The 15,378-nt window shown below is 64.4% G+C and carries 20 protein-coding genes; 11 read left to right on the top strand and 9 right to left on the bottom strand.

Translation table 11 applies throughout. The features are described 5' to 3' along the window. Nucleotides 1-24: 24 nt before the first annotated feature. Nucleotides 25-915, bottom strand: coding sequence for a LysR family transcriptional regulator (locus AAFN55_RS07815; RefSeq protein WP_347798289.1), 891 nt, complete (start codon nucleotides 913-915; stop codon nucleotides 25-27). A 103-nt stretch (nucleotides 916-1,018) separates the two neighbouring features. Here AAFN55_RS07815 and AAFN55_RS07810 point away from each other — a divergent pair, with 103 nt between their 5' ends. From AAFN55_RS07810 to AAFN55_RS07780, 7 genes are all read left to right on the top strand, one after another. Beyond that, nucleotides 1,019-2,008, top strand: coding sequence for an NAD(P)H-binding protein (locus tag AAFN55_RS07810; RefSeq protein WP_347798288.1), 990 nt, complete (start codon nucleotides 1,019-1,021; stop codon nucleotides 2,006-2,008). Nucleotides 2,009-2,047: 39 nt separating this feature from the next. Further along, entirely contained in the window at nucleotides 2,048-2,557 is a 510-nt protein-coding gene (locus AAFN55_RS07805; protein ID WP_347798287.1) for a hypothetical protein, read from the top strand. Nucleotides 2,558-2,645: 88 nt separating this feature from the next. Beyond that, nucleotides 2,646-3,056: a DUF6220 domain-containing protein gene (locus AAFN55_RS07800; protein ID WP_347798286.1), complete on the top strand. Its 411-nt coding sequence runs from the start codon at nucleotides 2,646-2,648 to the stop codon at nucleotides 3,054-3,056. A gap of 92 nt (nucleotides 3,057-3,148) precedes the next feature. Next, nucleotides 3,149-3,421, top strand: a complete 273-nt coding sequence (locus AAFN55_RS07795; protein WP_347798285.1) for a hypothetical protein — start codon at nucleotides 3,149-3,151, stop codon at nucleotides 3,419-3,421. 259 nt (nucleotides 3,422-3,680) lie between these two features. After that, nucleotides 3,681-5,831: a PBP1A family penicillin-binding protein gene (locus AAFN55_RS07790; protein ID WP_347798284.1), complete on the top strand. Its 2,151-nt coding sequence runs from the start codon at nucleotides 3,681-3,683 to the stop codon at nucleotides 5,829-5,831. Between the two features lie 90 nt (nucleotides 5,832-5,921). After that, a complete protein-coding gene (locus AAFN55_RS07785; RefSeq protein WP_347798283.1) occupies nucleotides 5,922-6,530 on the top strand; it encodes a DUF1214 domain-containing protein in 609 nt (202 codons plus the stop codon). Then, entirely contained in the window at nucleotides 6,527-7,066 is a 540-nt protein-coding gene (locus AAFN55_RS07780) for a DUF1254 domain-containing protein (protein WP_347798282.1), read from the top strand. The genes AAFN55_RS07785 and AAFN55_RS07780 overlap by 4 nt, the downstream gene beginning before the upstream one ends. 85 nt (nucleotides 7,067-7,151) lie before the next feature. Here AAFN55_RS07780 and AAFN55_RS07775 read toward each other — a convergent pair whose 3' ends face one another. Continuing rightward, nucleotides 7,152-7,559 (bottom strand): hypothetical protein, encoded by a 408-nt coding sequence (locus tag AAFN55_RS07775; RefSeq protein WP_347798281.1) that lies wholly within the window; start codon nucleotides 7,557-7,559, stop codon nucleotides 7,152-7,154. A 39-nt stretch (nucleotides 7,560-7,598) separates the two neighbouring features. On the opposite strand from AAFN55_RS07775, the gene AAFN55_RS07770 reads away from it, so the two are divergent. Beyond that, nucleotides 7,599-8,228 (top strand): TetR/AcrR family transcriptional regulator, encoded by a 630-nt coding sequence (locus AAFN55_RS07770; RefSeq protein ID WP_347798280.1) that lies wholly within the window; start codon nucleotides 7,599-7,601, stop codon nucleotides 8,226-8,228. 76 nt (nucleotides 8,229-8,304) lie between these two features. Here AAFN55_RS07770 and AAFN55_RS07765 read toward each other — a convergent pair whose 3' ends face one another. Beyond that, a complete protein-coding gene (locus AAFN55_RS07765) occupies nucleotides 8,305-8,487 on the bottom strand; it encodes a hypothetical protein (protein ID WP_347798279.1) in 183 nt (60 codons plus the stop codon). 177 nt (nucleotides 8,488-8,664) lie between these two features. Between AAFN55_RS07765 and AAFN55_RS07760 the strand changes: the two genes are divergently transcribed. Continuing rightward, nucleotides 8,665-9,648, top strand: a complete 984-nt coding sequence (locus AAFN55_RS07760; protein WP_347798278.1) for a hypothetical protein — start codon at nucleotides 8,665-8,667, stop codon at nucleotides 9,646-9,648. Here AAFN55_RS07760 and AAFN55_RS07755 read toward each other — a convergent pair. Genes AAFN55_RS07755 through AAFN55_RS07745 form a run of 3 tightly spaced genes read right to left on the bottom strand, consistent with a single transcriptional unit; the run spans nucleotide 9,635 to nucleotide 12,580 of the window. Next, nucleotides 9,635-9,982, bottom strand: coding sequence for a DUF1491 family protein (locus AAFN55_RS07755; RefSeq protein WP_347798277.1), 348 nt, complete (start codon nucleotides 9,980-9,982; stop codon nucleotides 9,635-9,637). The two genes, AAFN55_RS07760 and AAFN55_RS07755, sit on opposite strands and share 14 nt — an antisense overlap. A gap of 8 nt (nucleotides 9,983-9,990) precedes the next feature. Next, complete coding sequence (locus AAFN55_RS07750) at nucleotides 9,991-10,878, bottom strand: peptidoglycan-binding domain-containing protein (protein WP_347798276.1); 888 nt, start codon at nucleotides 10,876-10,878, stop codon at nucleotides 9,991-9,993. Next, nucleotides 10,850-12,580 (bottom strand): PAS domain-containing sensor histidine kinase, encoded by a 1,731-nt coding sequence (locus tag AAFN55_RS07745; protein ID WP_347798275.1) that lies wholly within the window; start codon nucleotides 12,578-12,580, stop codon nucleotides 10,850-10,852. Before AAFN55_RS07745 ends, AAFN55_RS07750 begins: the two co-directional genes overlap by 29 nt. Before the next feature lie 498 nt (nucleotides 12,581-13,078). On the opposite strand from AAFN55_RS07745, the gene AAFN55_RS07740 reads away from it, so the two are divergent. Both AAFN55_RS07740 and AAFN55_RS07735 read left to right on the top strand, forming a co-directional pair. Further along, nucleotides 13,079-13,441 carry a DUF5330 domain-containing protein gene (locus tag AAFN55_RS07740; RefSeq protein ID WP_347798274.1) on the top strand — a complete coding sequence of 121 codons (363 nt, stop codon included), beginning with the start codon at nucleotides 13,079-13,081 and terminating at the stop codon, nucleotides 13,439-13,441. 68 nt (nucleotides 13,442-13,509) lie between these two features. After that, nucleotides 13,510-13,944 (top strand): SufE family protein, encoded by a 435-nt coding sequence (locus tag AAFN55_RS07735; protein WP_347798273.1) that lies wholly within the window; start codon nucleotides 13,510-13,512, stop codon nucleotides 13,942-13,944. Nucleotides 13,945-13,955: 11 nt separating this feature from the next. Here the strand turns inward: AAFN55_RS07735 and AAFN55_RS07730 are convergent, their stop codons facing one another. Genes AAFN55_RS07730 through AAFN55_RS07720 form a run of 3 tightly spaced genes read right to left on the bottom strand, consistent with a single transcriptional unit; the run spans nucleotide 13,956 to nucleotide 15,184 of the window. Further along, nucleotides 13,956-14,474, bottom strand: a complete 519-nt coding sequence (locus AAFN55_RS07730) for a DUF6456 domain-containing protein (protein ID WP_347800218.1) — start codon at nucleotides 14,472-14,474, stop codon at nucleotides 13,956-13,958. 30 nt (nucleotides 14,475-14,504) lie between these two features. Next, the gene (locus tag AAFN55_RS07725) at nucleotides 14,505-14,756 is read right to left on the bottom strand and encodes a hypothetical protein (RefSeq protein WP_347798272.1); all 252 of its coding nucleotides are present in this window, start codon (nucleotides 14,754-14,756) and stop codon (nucleotides 14,505-14,507) included. 11 nt (nucleotides 14,757-14,767) lie between these two features. Then, nucleotides 14,768-15,184, bottom strand: a complete 417-nt coding sequence (locus AAFN55_RS07720; protein WP_347798271.1) for a helix-turn-helix domain-containing protein — start codon at nucleotides 15,182-15,184, stop codon at nucleotides 14,768-14,770. Nucleotides 15,185-15,378: the final 194 nt, after the last annotated feature.

Raw genomic sequence — 15,378 nt, 5'->3', positions numbered from 1 at the left:
AGGTCTTCGCGGCCTTTCGCGCGCTCACCGCCGTCCCCCCATCCTGAACGACTCCACCAGCGAATCGAACACCGCCCGCACGCGCGGAACCCGCGCCAGGTTCTCGTGGGTGACGATCCAGGTATCCAGCATGAAGAAGGTGAAGTCCGGCAGGATGCGGACCAGTCGCGGGTCGGCCTCGCCGACCGGCACCTGCGCGGCGGAGATGCCGAGACCGGCGCGGGCAGCGGCCAGTTGCGCCGGGTGGCTGTCGGTTCGCAACACCAGACGGTCACGCGAAAAGGCGGGACCGAGCTTCTCCGCGACCGCAAGATCGCTCCGGCTCCGGTCAGGCCCGATGATGTCATGGCTCGCCATATCGGCAAGGCTGGCCGGACTGCCCCGCCGCTCGACATAGCTTGGTGATGCGAACAGGCCGAGCGGGATCGAAGCGACCTTGCGCGCCACCAACGCCTCCTGCTTCGGCTGCACCGTCCGCACCGCGACATCGACTTCCTGCGCCAGCAGGTCCGCCGGTGCATTGCTCAGCGACAATTCGATCCGGATCGCCGGATGCATCTCGCGCAGCCGTACGAGCATCGCCGGAATGACCTCGACCCCCATGAATTCCGGCACGCTGATGCGCACCGTGCCTGCCGCCTCGCCACTCGGCGCGGATGCCTGCCGGACGAACAAATCCGACGCCATCGCCATGGCGCGTGCCGGATCGCGCAGTGTCTCGGCGGTTTCGGTCGGGGTCAGCCCGTTCACCGATCGGGTGAAGAGAACCGTCCCCAACTCCGCTTCCAACGCCTCGATGCGGCTGCGCACCGTGGGATGCGACAGGCCGAGCCGCCGCGCCGCGGCCGAAAGGCTGCCCTCCTCCAGCACCGCCAGAAATATCCGCTGATCGTCCCAGGCAACCGCTTTGCTCATAAAATTATTACTAGCATGTGTCTAATAGTTTGCAATTCCTTTTCATAAGGCCGCGCCGCATCATCCCTCCATCGAAACCCGTTTTGATGAAGGAGCAACGGTTATGGAACAGGACAAAAAAGCACTCGTGCTCGGAGCAACCGGCGGCGTCGGCGGCAGCATCGCCGCCGCCCTCGTCCGCCACGGCTGGCAGGTGCGCGGCATGGCCCGCAACACCACCACCGCACGCAATGCCGGCCCGGCGCGGGTCGAGTGGATCGAGGGCGACGCCATGCAGCAGGCCGACGTTATACGCGCCGCCGAAGGCGTCTCGGTCATCGTCCACGGGGTGAACCCGCCAAACTACGCCAATTGGGAGAAGCTCGTCCTTCCGATGATCGACAACACGATCGCGGCGGCCAAGGCGGCGGGCGGCGCGCGGATCGTTCTGCCAGGCACGGTCTACAACTACGATCCCGCCACCACGCCCGTCGTCTATGCCGACACGCCCCAGCACCCGAACAACCGCAAGGGCATGGTCCGCAAGGCGCTGGAGCAACGTCTCGAGCAGGCGGCGCCGGACGTACCGTCGCTGATCCTGCGGGCCGGCGATTTCTTCGGCCCCGGCACGCGTTCGAGCTGGTTCGCCCAGGCTATGGTCGCGCCCGGCAAGCCGTTGCGGCGCATTATCAATCCGGCCCGCGGCGGCGGTCATAGCTGGGCCTATCTGCCGGATCTCGCCGAAGCCTTCGCCCGGCTGATCGACATGCCTGACCGGCTGAAGCCTTTCGAGGTGCTGCAGTTCGAAGGGCTCTTCGACCACGACGGAACGCAGATGGTGGAGGCGATCCGCCACGCCGCCGGCCGCAGGCTTTCGGTCTACCGGTTCCCATGGTGGCTGATGCGCCTTGCCGCGCCATTCGGCGGCCTCCCCCGCGAGGCGGCCGAGATCGCGCAATTCTGGCGTCGGCCATTGCGGTTCGACAACCGTCGGCTGGTCGAGCTGCTCGGATCGGAGCCCCGCACCCCGCTCGACGACGCGGTCGAGAGCGCCCTCGCCTCGCTCGACTGCCTCGACAAGCCGCAGCATTCGCAAATGTCGCTGGCCGTCTGAAACAACCGCATTCCGGCAAGCCGCAAAGGAGATTTTGCAATGGCCATTTCGTTCAACAGGTTCGTCGTCACCCAGGCGATCGTCATCGCCGCCTTCAACGCCGGCATGAACGCCTCCTACACATGGTGGCTGTGGCGGTCGCGCGACACGCTGCCACTCGGCGGCCCCGGCAATATCGGCATCGATCTGGCGACCACGCCCACCGTCATCGCTGTGCTGTCGACGCTCCTCGGCACTGTGGCCATCCGGCAGAAACTGCGTGCCGGTCATGTGGCTGTACCGGCAACGACCCTTCCGGCTGCCCTCTACGCGTCCCCATACGGTCTGCTCCAGCGCACGATCGTGTTCGGCACCGTTGCCGCAGCCACGCTCAGCCTGCCGTTGTGGGCGGCGTTGCAGGCAAGCGGGATCGACACCCTGTCGCTGACCGACGCGATCCTGGCCAAGGTGCTGATCACAATCGTGATGTCCCTGCTCATCATCCCGGTCACCATCCTGGCCGCGCTTGCCGACGTGCAGCAAAGGCGCGGCGTCGCCGTCCCCGCCTGAAGCCCGCGGCACAGGGCCGTCCGGTCCCAACCATCACGGACGGACCCCGCCTTTTCTCCCAAGACCCTGACCCGGAGTTCATCGAACCATGGAAAACCCCCACGACACCGTCACCGACATGCACCGCGACCTGCCCGGTTGGTTCGTCTGGACCGCCCGGCTTCTGCCGATCGGAATTTTCGCGCAGTTCCTGAGCGCCGGCCTCGGCCTGTTTCTCAACCCGGACATGCTCGGCCTGCATGGCGGCGTCGGCACCGCCCTGTCGCTGCCGGTGCTCGCCCTCCTTGCCGGAGCCCTGCTGATCCGCCGCCTGCGTGGCTTCGGCTGGTGGGCAGGCGCGGTCGTGCTGCTCTACGGCGTGCAGGTCGGCCTGGCCGCTGGCGCCGCCCCGGTGCCGCTGTCGCTCCACCCGGCCAACGGCGCGCTGCTTCTGGCAACGAGCCTGGTCCTGCTGGCCAAGGTCGAGCGCCGCCGCGCCCCGCACCCGGGGAGTGTTTGACGGGACCGCAGCGGCATCCGCCGGCCCGGCCGCAATTCCGCCACCAAGATACGGCTGGTCGCCGTGCGCCACCGCCAAGGGGATATCGCTTCATGTTTCAGATCGCTGCTGCCATCCTCGCCGGCCTCATGATCGTATGGGCGGCCATCAGGGGCCTTCGCCCGCGCGCAAGGCCCTTCGAGCGCCTCTATTCGGCGGCGACCGGCGGCTGGTCCGCCTTTGGCGCGGCGATCTACTATCCGACGCTGTTCGGGCGTTTCGCGCCGGTGGGGCTTATCCACAGCCATCCCTCCGTCACGCTGTTCGGTTTCGGCCTGATCGCGCTCGCCGTCTGCGGCGCGTCGATCATGATCGGCGAGCACTGACGCTTGCGCGTTTCCCCGTTGGTGTGACTTTCGCACCCATTGATGCGAATCGGCCACGTTGCCGGCCGGCAACACTTAACCCGAGCCTAACGCCGGCATTTACAATCCTGCGCGTTTTGCCGTGACGGTGTCATCGCCGCGCGGTATGATCCCCTTAGTAAGAGTTCGAGTACGCTGACCCGGCGTTTGGTCCAACCTGAATTTGCCCGCATCGGGACATCAGGCCGGGCTGGGGTTTTGAAGGCGTGGGCGTGGTGTAATGGACGATCCCTTCGAGGTACGCAAATCGCGGACTCCGCGTGCGACACGGCTGCTCGCCGTCGACGCATGGATCGATTCAAGCCTCTACGAAGCAGGCTTCGCCGCCCGCGAGGCTTGGGAAAACATCACCATCTTCTTCCGCCGTTTCCGCGTCTCGGGCTGGAAGCGTCTGTTCGTCGAACTGGGCAGCGAAGGGTTCACGATGGGCACCGCCGGTGCCGTCATCCTTCTGGCGCTCGCCATGCCGGCCTTCGAGGAGACCGAGAAGGACTGGCGCAGCCAGGGCGATTACGCCGTCACCTTCCTCGACCGCTACGGCAACGAAATCGGCCAGCGCGGCATCATCCAGCGCGATTCCGTTCCCGTCGATGAAATCCCCGACCACGTGATCAAGGCGGTGCTCGCCACCGAGGACCGGCGCTTCTTCGAACATTTCGGCATCGACATCATCGGCCTTGCCCGCGCCATGAGCGAGAACGTGCGCGCGAATTCCGTCGTCCAGGGCGGATCGACGCTGACGCAGCAGCTTGCGAAAAACCTCTTCCTCACCAACGAGCGCTCGATCGATCGCAAGATCAAGGAAGCCTATCTGGCGCTCTGGCTCGAGTGGAACCTGTCGAAGAAGGAAATCCTCCAGCTCTATCTCGACCGCGCCTATATGGGCGGCGGCACGTTCGGCATCACGGCGGCGGCCGATTTCTACTTCGACAAGGGCATCAAGGAGGTCAATCTCGCCGAGGCCGCGATGCTGGCGGGCCTGTTCAAGGCGCCCGGCAACTACGCGCCGCACATCAACCTGCCCGCCGCGCGCGGCCGCGCCAACGTCGTTTTGAGCAACCTCGTCGATGGCGGCTTCATGACCGAGGGCCAGGTTCTGTCGGCGCGTCTGCATCCCGCCACCGCGGTCGATCGCGGCGGCCAGGAAAGCCCCGATTATTTCCTCGACTGGGCCTTCGAGGAGGTCAAGAAGATCGCGCCGAGGAACGGGCCGCACGCGCTCGTCGCGCGCACGACGATGGACATGAACCTCCAGCAGGCGGCCGAGGAGACCGTCGAGTTCCATTTGCGCCAGCACGGCCAGGCCTACCGCGTCACCGAGGGTGCGATGGTGATGATGGAGGTCAACGGCGCGGTCCGCGCCATCGTCGGCGGCCGCGACTATGCGCGCAGCCAGTTCAACCGCGCCACCAAGGCGCTGCGCCAGACCGGCTCGTCGTTCAAGCCCTATGTCTATACCACCGCGATGGAGAACGGCTTTACACCCGAATCGGTCGTTCCCGACGCGCCGATCAACTGGGGCGGCTGGTCGCCCAAGAATTACGGCCGCAGCTTCTCGGGCCGCGTCACCCTGTCGAGCGCGCTGATCCGGTCCATGAACACCGTGCCGGTCCGGCTCGCCAAGGATCATCTCGGCATCCCCGCGATCGTCGAGGAGACGCACAAGATGGGCGTCGAATCTGAACTCAACGGCCACAAGACGATGGTTTTGGGCACGTCGGGCATGACCGTGATGGACCAGGCGACGGGCTATCTGACGCTCGCCAACGGGGGAATGGCCGGCGCCCGCCACGGCATCACGCAACTGCTCACCCATGCCGGCGACGTCGTCTACGATTTCAGCCGCGATGCCCCCGAACCGCACCGCGCCGTCTCGGAACAGGCCGTCGCGTCGATGAATTCGATCATGGTCCAGATCCCCGAAACCGGCACCGCCCGCCGCGCGGCGCTGCCCAATATCCGCTCGGCCGGCAAGACCGGCACCACACAGGCTTATCGCGATGCCTGGTATGTCGGCTATACCGGCAATTATCTGGCCGCCGTCTGGCTCGGCAATGACGATTTCAGCCCCACGAACAACATGACCGGCGGCTCGGTTCCCGCCATGGTCTGGCAGCGGCTGATGGTTTACGCGCACCAGAACGTCGAGCTGAAGCCCATTCCCGGCATCAAGGATCCCTTCCTCAAGCTTCCGCCGGAAGCGGCCGTCGCCGATTCAGGCGCGGCGGGAGAAGGCCTGCAACAGGACAGCGAACGTCCGTCTCTCCTGACACCGCGCACGACGCGATATCTGGTCGGCCTGACCGAGGAGTTCAAGGCCGCGCCGCGCCTCCAGATGCCGCCTGAGCCGGAAGCGCTGTCCTCGCTCTGATACGGCCTTCCCGCTTGACTTTCCGCTCCAACGCGGCGACCGCTTCCGGTACCGCAACGATACTCACCTGATCCGAACGTGGAGCGCGCCTTGCAGGCGCCGACAGCACCGAGCGCGATGTTCAAGACGATCTTCCTGACAGCCCTGACACTTGCGATCGCGCTGGGCGGCGGGGCGGGCAGCGTTTGGCTGGCGCTTGAGCGAAATTTCGGATTCGGTACCGTCTCGATCGGCGGCTGGACCGCCTATCCGTCGCGCGGCACGGCGTCTGCCGATCCCTACACGAAGGCGCGGTTCTCGCGCGAAGCGGATCTCGCCCTCGGGCAAGGCGAAGGGCTGACTTTCTTCGCCACGCGCGACGCGGCCGGCAATATCTTGCGCTTCGAGTGCGACTACCGCCTCGAAGGCAGCCTGCCGCCGGCGCGTTTCTGGACGCTTCACGTGCGCGACAGCGACGGCGTTGTCTCGCGCCCGGATGGCGACCGGGCCGACGCGCTCCATTCCTACGCACTGCTGCGCGACCAAGACAACGCGGTGACGACGACGGTGTCGCGCTTTCCCGCGCCCGGCAACTGGCTTGCCACGAAGGGCACGGGTGAAATGCTGCTCGTCCTGACGCTCTACGACACATCGATCGCCAGCAGCGCCCGCATCGAAGAGGTCGAGCTGCCCCGCGTTGTTCCGCAGGGCTGCCAATGACCAGGATCGTTCACGCCATCCTTCTCGGCCTGATCGGGGCGGGCGTCGTCCACATCGCTGTGCTGCTCATGGTGCCAAGCTATTCCGAGCGCGATGCATGGTCGGCGATTTCGCAGCAGAGCAACTATTACACCGTCACCCGCCTCGATCCGCCCGGCAGCGCGCCGCTCATCGGATCGCTGGACCCGCTGTTCAGCGCGGTCGCCTGCCGCTTCGATCTCACCGAGGGTGTCGTGCGCCTGCACGGAACCGGCAGCGCGCCCTACTGGTCGATCTCGGTCTACGATCGCACCGGCCAGAACATCTTCAGCCTCAACGACCGGTCATCGTCGCAAGGCGCGCTCGATTTCGTCATCGCCGACGACGTGCAGATGGTGGAACTGCGCAATGCGCTTCCGGCTGCGTTCGACCGATCCGTGTTCGTCGAGGCGAACATCGAGGAAGGGATCGTCGTCGCGCGTGCCTTCGTGCCGGACGAAAGCTGGGAGAAGACCGTGGGTGACTATCTCCAGGGCATCACCTGCACCCTGCACTGAACGGGTGATGCGCTTCTGGACGGCCATTTACTGAAAGCTGTCAGTAGTGGACGGCGACCGTACCGTGGTCGGACGTTCAACTACGCTAAAGTTCCGACGACAGTCGGCCTTCCCGCTGCGGTAACCGGACGAACTTTTCAACAAGAGTTTCGGTCCATTCCACGTATTCGATATGCAAGCCGTCGGCATGGCGGGCATAAAGCATTCGCCCGGTCGGCACATCCGTCATGGGCTGAGTGATCGTCGCGCCACTGGCAAGAAGCTCGGCTTCGACCACATTGAGGTCATGAACGATGACCGGGCCGTGGCTGTCGCGTATCGGTGCCAGAGACGCCTCCGTGCCGGCGACCACGAACATGTCACCGACACCCGCAAGATCCCATTCCCCAAAACGGAAGCGCAGATGGGCTTTTCGGCCGTGCAGTCGCTCGAGCAACGCAAGAGTCGCATCGCAGTCGGAGGAAAACAGCCGGCTGTAGGTCTTCAAAATCATTGGACACCTTTTTTATCGATCGATAAAAAACTAGCATTCTTGACGACCGTCGCCAATAGTTTTTTAGTGTCCACTATGAAAGGAAACGCCAATTTGGGCGGGCGCCCGCGTAGTTTCGATCGAGACGAAGCCGTGAAGACGGCTATGCGTCTCTTTCGCCGGCACGGCTATGAGGGCGTTTCAATCGCAATGCTGACCGAGGCGATCGGTGTGGCTCCGCCGAGCCTCTACGCCGCGTTCGGCAAAAAGGCCGACCTTTATCGGGAAGCCCTGGACCGATATGCGCAAGAAAATCCCGTCTCGATGTTCTCGAATGGCGGTCAGGAACTCTCCTTGGCCGAGGCAATCGACCAAATGTTCCGACGGGCGATTCGGGCTGTCGTCAATGCGCCTGGCGCACCAGGATGTATGATTACAACCGGTCTTTTGGGTTGCCATCCCGACCATAGCGACCTTGCAAAAGAGCTCGTGGACAGGCGTGCGGCGCTCTGCATTCGCATGAGCGATGAACTTCGCCAGTGGCTCGCGGAAGAACGCGCTCGCGAGGCAGCGAGCTTTCTTTGTGCCGTTCTTCAGGGGATCGCTGTTCAAGCCCGTGACGGTGTCGATGTCGCCGTTCTACACACGATCGCCGCGAATGCCCGAACGTCCGTCGCACCAGAGGCCTGACATTTACTGAATCAAGCGGAAGAACCGCCCGTGTCTGCCATCATTCGAAGTTCGCATCGGCGTCCGACATTCGATTCTATCGGCTCTTGCTCTTGCGCTTGCGCTGAACCCCGTCGGACGCCTTTGGCGGGTGACGGTCTTCCATCTCGCGGTTTTTTTCATAACGCACGCCGGGGAAAATGATGATAGCCGCACTTCCCGCGGGGCGCACCATCGCCGGCACGCGTGGCCGGATCACGAACGGAAGTATTGCAGACATGTCAACGCTCTCATCTAGGGTGATTGGAGCAGGGACGCTACGCCTCCGTCCCGATAGGTCGCAGGTTAGAGTTAACGCCATGCTAACAAATCAGCTCTAATTTGAGCCTATGCCATTCGCATCGTTCGTTGTGATGCGTCATGGCCCATGTTCAGTATGCGTTTCAGGCGTTTCCCCGTGCACCCATCAGGCCGTCGACCGTTCAATTCGCTCCGTGCGGCCGGAAAGCCGGAACGGCTCCTGCGCGCTTCGGTCACCGCCTTCTGCTCGATCCCCCGCCCCACACGCCGCGAGATCGGCCAGCTCGACGATCTCGCCGTTCCCCTGCTGGGCCGCGTATCCGACGAGACGCTTCGCTTCGTCGCCGCCGCTCTTTCGGAAAACCACAACGCGCCGCCCGTCCTCGTCCGCAGGCTCTGCGAGCGCCCTGTCGACATTTCCGCGCCGTTGCTCGCGCGGTCGCCATTGCTCACGGCCATCGATCTGGTGGCGCTGATCGGCCGGCATGGTCTGCCCCATGCGCGCGTGATCGCCTCGCGTCGAGACCTCGACGGCCGCATCGTTCGCCTCATCGCCTCGATCGGCGCGCTTGACGACGCCGCGACCGTCCAGCCGGCACCAGCGGACGCCCCGACGCCGAAGCCAGGCGTGGAGGAAACGCGCCAGCGCCTGCGCACGATGATGAAGCCGTCGGGCGCCGCAGCACAGGTAGCCCTGCGCGGCGAAGCGGTTCAGTTGCGCTGGGAGGGAGAGCCGGGGTCGTATCGCAAGCTGCGCTCGACGGCGCTTTCCGGCGTCCCTGCCCTCTTCCACACGGCGCTCGCGGACGAACTCGGCGTGCCGCTGCCGCTGGCGCGCGACATCGCCGACAGCCTCGACCCGTCACGCCTCATCGTGTCGCTTCGGGCGATTGCCCTGATCGAGGAAGAAGCCTTCCTGGTTTTCCAATGCGCATGGTCGGGACAATCGGGCCATGCCCGCATGACGGCCGCGTTCATCGACGCCTATCAGACGATCACGCCCGAGACGGCGCGCCAGATGGTGGCCACGTGGCGTGATGCCTACCGGGCGCAGGACGACACCTCGCCGGCGCCGATCCCGATGGCTTACGGGGAACCGGCCAACGCGCCGGTCGGCGTGCGCGCGCTCAAGGCGTCGTGACCGCGATCAGCTCGGCAAAGAGCGCGTCGTCCACTTCCAGCTCGACCAGCCACACATCCGGATCGAAGCGCATCTCGCGTTCGATACGCTGGCGAATGGCCTCCGGCTCCGTCGATTTGAGCATCTGGGCGAACATGCGGTCGTCGGGCTTCGCGCTGTCATAGCTGGTCTGCGGCGCCGGGCCGTAGAGCGTGGTTTCGCCCAGCCGATCGCGCTGCGTGATCAGCACGGCACCGGCTTCGCTCGAACCGCGCCGCTCGACAGCCGCGAATCCGCCGGCGGAAAATGCCCGCCGCACGATGGCCGAAACCCAGAAATCCGTGGTGACCCGCAAATGAGCGCTCAGTTCGTCAAGCCGATTTCGCGCATCTTGGCATAAAGCGCTTCGTCAGGCTGCCCTGTTTCGGGCAGGCCGAACAGCGACTGGAACTCGACGATCGCGGATTTCGTGCGCGAGCCCACGACACCGTCGATATCGATGCCCTCATTGCCGAATGCTTTCAGGCCCGCCTGGATCTTCATGATCATCGGATCGGCACTCGCGCCCGACGAGGACGTCTCGATCATGTCCGTGCCGGGCGATCCCTGCGGCAAGGGCGGAGACCTGCTTTCCGTGCGCGGCGTCGCGCCCAACTGGCTCAGAAGCTGGTCGTCGATATCCGCCGAGACGGTGAGGCCCACGATCCGCCGATAGTTCTCGATGGCTCCCCGCGTCTGCGGGCCGGTCAGACCATCCACCTTGCCGTCATAGAGGTTCAGCTCGGCCAGGATCCGTTGCACATCCTGCACGACCGCGTCACCGTTGCCGGCCAACGCGCCTGACGTTTCCGTCGTGGACGACGGAGCGGGGATCGGCACCTGCGCCGGATCGACACGCGGCTGTGGCGTCACGGGCGGCGTCTCGAGTGCCGCAAGCCGTTCTTCGACCGGCGCTTCGCGTTCGAGCTTTATGACCGTCTCGACGTTTGAATCCGCGACATTCATTTCCCCTGCACCAGCCGCTGGAGCGACTGCCACCGGGCTCGGGCGCGTCGCGAAGAACGCGCCGCCATGGGCGTGCGGCTGATACCAGATCGCATTGGCGGCGACATAGGCGAACGCCACCGCAAAGGCGGTCGTGCCGCCCACGGCGAAGCGGTGTTTGGCGAGGAACGCGCCGATTCCGCCCTCGTCCTCGTACCGGTTCTCCGGTTTGCGCCGCTTAGGCGATTTTGCGGAGCGCGATGCCATTCCTGTCCCCTGCCTTGCCTTCGTTCGCCGGAACCGAAATCCCGACGATGTCGTCATTCTGCATCACCGTATCGGCTGTCGGCAGACCGATCATCACGGTCGTGCCAAGCCCCGGTGCGCTTTCGATGCTCATCGTGCCGCCATGCAGCCGGACGAGACCCTTTACGAGCGAGAGCCCGAGCCCCGTGCCCTGGAACTGGCGCGTGTAGTCGTTCTGCACCTGCATGAACGGCTGGCCGAGACGCTCGAGATCGTCGCCGGATATGCCGATGCCGGTGTCGTTCACGAAGATGCGGATCGTGTCCGCCTTGCGTGTCGCATTGACGGTGACGCTGCCGCCTTCCGGCGTGAACTTGATCGCGTTCGAGACCAGGTTCAGCAGGATTTGCTGCACGGCCCGCGGGTCGCCATGGACCTCGCCCAGATCGCGCGGAAGCCTTGCGGCCAGATTGACCTGCTTGGCGGTAGCCTGCGGCTCCAGCATTGCACAGCACAGGTCGAGCGCCGGCTGGAGATCGAACGATTCCGCGTGGATTTGATAGGAGCCGGATTCGATCTTCGAGACGTCCAGAATGGCGTTCACGACCGAGAGCAGATGGTTGCCGGCCTCGCGAATGATGCTGACATGCTCGACCTGCTTGGGCGCGAGGTCGCCGGAGATTTCCCGATGCAGCAGCATGTCGGAAAATCCGATGATCGCATTGAGCGGCGTGCGCAGTTCGTGGCTGACTGCCGCGAGGAAACGCCCTTTCGCCACCTCGGTCGCGCCGGCCTTGTCGAGCGCCTCGGCCAATGCATCGCGCAGAGCCGCTGTCGCGCTTCCATCGCGCAGCAGCAGGACCGCTCCGCCGTCCACGGAAACGAATTCCGCCTCGAATGGCGCATAAAAGCCGGCGCCGTCCGTCGACATGGGCATCCTGACCCGGACGTCGCAACGCTGCGGCTCGCCGTCTTCACGGACGCGCGCCGCCGCACACAGGAATGCGACCCTGTCTGCAACATGGATGCGGTCGAACAGGCCGGACCCCAGCAGCAGGTCAGGCTCCAGGCGGAGAATGTCCTTAGCCTGCGACGATGCCGTCTCGACGTCGGTGCCCTTGTTCAGACGAAAGACGACCGCGTCGAACGCATGTTCGGGCAGGTTGGCTTGAGCATCGGCTGCCGTGGCATCCTTGCTCGCCTCGCTTCCGGCCCAACGCGCAAACAGCGTGGCACCGTAGAGCACCGGCGAAATCCATTGCCATGCGCTCGCCTCGCCTGCCGGCAACCCATTTGCCAACGCGAATGCCGCGGCGAAGAGAACCGCGACGCCGCCGGCGACACCCGCCACCTTGCGCGAGCGCGTGATCCAGTAGGCTTCGAGCGGGATCGCGGCGACCAGAAGGGCAAGCGGTCCGCTCGCGCCGCCTGAAAGCTGGACGCCCATGCCGACGACGAGAGACGAGAGTATGAGAGCCGCGACGCCGCCGATGCGCATCTCGCCATTGCGCGACACGAGAAGAGCCATGAGCCAGCCGATCCCGAAGGTCGCGCACAGCGCACCGAGCGCGATAGCCGCGCCGAACGCGGGAACCATGGTCTGGGCGATCGCCGCGGCAAGCACGAACGGACCGGCGAGAAGCACGCAGATAAGCCTGCGATGCTGCACGCGGTCGGCGGCGTTCACCGAGGGGTGTACCAGGCGCTCGCATCCTGCGGTCATCCCGGCCAACCAGTCACCAGCTCTGGTCGCTTCTGAACTCAACTCAACGCACTCACACAACGTCCGCTTGGCGGATCGATTTCTTTGATCCAGACCCTCTCATTCGCGGTTTAAGGAATGAATAAACGAGCGGGTCCGCTACCCCCATCTGGGCACGCAATCGGGGGATAGAAGCGGCCGGAAGGCGTGCAATTGCCGCCATGGTAAACAGAGGGTAAGAGCCGGCAACGATCGGATTGGTCGGCCACCGGCGACGACCCGGACGCGGGAAATCTCGATAAATCAAGTCTTTTCAGTCACTTGCCGATTCACCCGTCATCGCAATCCCGCCCCGGACTTCAATTAAACTTTGAATCAAATCCCGATAGCTCCAATTCGACTCAATCTTGCGCCAAATTCGATTCGTCTCTGCAAGCGACCTTTTGCATCCCTCGCGCATTATCGGCACATGAAGCGGGCTGGGGAGCAGACGTCCGCTCAAGTATCGAGGGTGTGGCAATGGGTTTTCTGATCAAATCCGCGTTCTGGCTTTCACTGGTGCTGCTGCTGATTCCGTTCGGCGGCAGTACGGCGGACGGCGAGCGGACCGTCGGTCCTGTCGAGGCGTTCTTCGCCGCCAAGGCGGCGATCGGCGACATGGCCGGCATCTGCGAGCGTCAGCCCCATGTGTGCGAGATCGGTCGGTCCGCGTTCACGACGATCGGCATCCGCGCAAAGGAAGGCGCACGCCTCGCCTATGGCGTGCTTGATGAGCAGTTCGGCGAAACGGCAGCGACGCAGGAGCCGATCCACACCGGTTCCGTCGAGTTGCCGCAGGACGTGGTCCTGCCGGTCGCGGACGTCGCGCCGCAGGCTCAATAGCGTCCGGTTCGCGAACTGCGCCGCTTTTGAAGGTGACTGCGAGGCGGGCAGACACTATATGCGCAATCATGAGCGCCACGATCGAAGCCATCCGCGAAGACTTCACCTTCCTCGACGATTGGGAAGAGCGGTATCGCTATATCATCGAGCTCGGCGGCGACCTTGCCCCCTATCCTGAAACGGCCCGCGACGAGGCCCACAAGGTGCGCGGCTGCGTGAGCCAGGTCTGGCTCCACACCACACGCGGCTCCGGAGACGATCCGGCCCTGAGCTTCCTCGGCGATTCGGATGCCCATATCGTCAAAGGTCTGGTCGCGATCGTCCTCGCGCTCTATTCCGGCCGAAAAGCCTCTGAAATCGCGCAGACCGACGCCGAAGGCACGCTGCGGGATCTCGGCCTCGACGAGCACCTCACGCCGCAGCGCGCGAACGGGCTCCGCTCGATGATCCGCCGCATCCGCGACGAGGCGGAAGCGGCGCTGTCATCCGCGACGGCCGGCTGACATATGGCTGCCTAGCCCAAACTCGGTCGGTAGTCCGCCGTCCCCCAATGCAGGATCGCATCCGCCTTGCGTGTGGTCTTGCGCGGCGGCTCATAGTGGCGCGCGAGAACGCCGAGAGCAGATTTGAGGATCAGCTTCGCCGAGCGCGCCGGCCAATGACGTTCCGTCTCCACGCGCTCAAGCCCCTTCAGGAAGCAGCAGACGTCGATCAGCACGCCGGACAGTTCCGGGCCGACTGCATCGATCGCATGCTCGACCCGTAACCGCGCGGAGAGTGCCGCATCCGTCAGGTCGGCAATGCCGTTCCTGTCGCCTGAGCCCCGCCCCGTGGCACTCACCGCGCCCCAATTGACGCCCATGCGGGGCATGATCTGCCCGCGGCTGTAGTCGGCGCGCAGCCGCTCGCCTGCATCGAACTCGCGCAGGCTCAGAAACGGCGAACCCTGTTTCGTGCGGTAACGCCGCAAAAGGCCCAGCGGCGATTCCGCCGCGTTGACGGTCACGGTCTCACGGCCGCTGGCCGTCTCCATCACCACAGCCTCGCGCTCCTGATGCTGGGCCTAGAATGCGTGGACGGGAGCCGCCTCGCGCCTGGCTGCGGAGACGCCAAGCTGGGTCAGGCGAAGCTGCGCTCCGTCGATGACGACGAGCCCCCTCCTGGCCAAATCATCAAGCACCTCGCTCGCAACGCCGATGACGCCCCGGTCCGCTCCATCCAGCAGGACGCGTTCGCGATTTGCCGCGCCGCGTATCGTCGCCTCGCCCTTTGCAAGAAATCGAATGCTGCGCGTTGCCGCCTTGTCCTGGTTCATGATTCCGCACCTCAATCCCGATCCATTCGGCCGAAGACGGCGAGAACCACGCGTTCCATCATCGCGACGATGCTGTCGAACTCGGCATCGTCCCGCAAATCCTCGATCTGGTGGCACGCATAGAGGACCGTCGTGCGGTCGCGCCCGAACCCCTCGCCCACGTCGCGCATCGAAATGCCAAGCGTCACATGCGCGACATACATGCCGACCTGGCGCACCCGGCTGATGTCGAGTGTCGATCGGCCCGGTTGCCGCACATCCCGCCCGCTTACGTTGAAAAGCGCCGACGTAATGTCGATCACGCCATCGCAGACGGTCGCGGCACGATCGCGCCGCGAGAGCTTTAAAAGATCGACCGCGTAGGAGACCGTTTCAATCCCGGTGTTCGCAATCGGCTCATCTTTCGTTTCCAGCGCTGTTGCCCGCAAGACCTCACCCCTCGTTCGTAGGAATAAATTCTTATATCGAGAGCGCGCCGGCATGTGAACAAAAACAGAACATTATCAGGCGAAGTTTTCACCAGGATATTGTTTTCGTTTGGATTTTTGTTTTTTTCACAGGACCGGAGGGGCAATTTTATCCACGCACCTTCAGGCCCGGCGCACCATCGAGCGACAACAGC

The sequence above is a fragment of the Mesorhizobium sp. CAU 1732 genome, assembly GCF_039888675.1.
GTDB lineage: Bacteria > Pseudomonadota > Alphaproteobacteria > Rhizobiales > Rhizobiaceae > Aerobium.
This window is presented reverse-complemented; position numbering and strand designations above follow the sequence as displayed.

Bases quoted from the DNA above. Each gene is read 5' to 3' on its own strand.
- AAFN55_RS07815 (WP_347798289.1), bottom strand. From the start codon at position 915: ATGAGCAAAGCGGTTGCCTGGGACGATCAGCGGATATTTCTGGCGGTG.
- AAFN55_RS07810 (WP_347798288.1), top strand. From the start codon at position 1,019: ATGGAACAGGACAAAAAAGCACTCGTGCTCGGAGCAACCGGCGGCGTC.
- AAFN55_RS07805 (WP_347798287.1), top strand. From the start codon at position 2,048: ATGGCCATTTCGTTCAACAGGTTCGTCGTCACCCAGGCGATCGTCATC.
- AAFN55_RS07800 (WP_347798286.1), top strand. From the start codon at position 2,646: ATGGAAAACCCCCACGACACCGTCACCGACATGCACCGCGACCTGCCC.
- AAFN55_RS07795 (WP_347798285.1), top strand. From the start codon at position 3,149: ATGTTTCAGATCGCTGCTGCCATCCTCGCCGGCCTCATGATCGTATGG.
- AAFN55_RS07790 (WP_347798284.1), top strand. From the start codon at position 3,681: ATGGACGATCCCTTCGAGGTACGCAAATCGCGGACTCCGCGTGCGACA.
- AAFN55_RS07780 (WP_347798282.1), top strand. From the start codon at position 6,527: ATGACCAGGATCGTTCACGCCATCCTTCTCGGCCTGATCGGGGCGGGC.
- AAFN55_RS07775 (WP_347798281.1), bottom strand. From the start codon at position 7,559: ATGATTTTGAAGACCTACAGCCGGCTGTTTTCCTCCGACTGCGATGCG.
- AAFN55_RS07765 (WP_347798279.1), bottom strand. From the start codon at position 8,487: ATGTCTGCAATACTTCCGTTCGTGATCCGGCCACGCGTGCCGGCGATG.
- AAFN55_RS07750 (WP_347798276.1), bottom strand. From the start codon at position 10,878: ATGGCATCGCGCTCCGCAAAATCGCCTAAGCGGCGCAAACCGGAGAAC.
- AAFN55_RS07745 (WP_347798275.1), bottom strand. From the start codon at position 12,580: ATGACCGCAGGATGCGAGCGCCTGGTACACCCCTCGGTGAACGCCGCC.
- AAFN55_RS07740 (WP_347798274.1), top strand. From the start codon at position 13,079: ATGGGTTTTCTGATCAAATCCGCGTTCTGGCTTTCACTGGTGCTGCTG.
- AAFN55_RS07735 (WP_347798273.1), top strand. From the start codon at position 13,510: ATGAGCGCCACGATCGAAGCCATCCGCGAAGACTTCACCTTCCTCGAC.
- AAFN55_RS07730 (WP_347800218.1), bottom strand. From the start codon at position 14,474: ATGGAGACGGCCAGCGGCCGTGAGACCGTGACCGTCAACGCGGCGGAA.
- AAFN55_RS07725 (WP_347798272.1), bottom strand. From the start codon at position 14,756: ATGAACCAGGACAAGGCGGCAACGCGCAGCATTCGATTTCTTGCAAAG.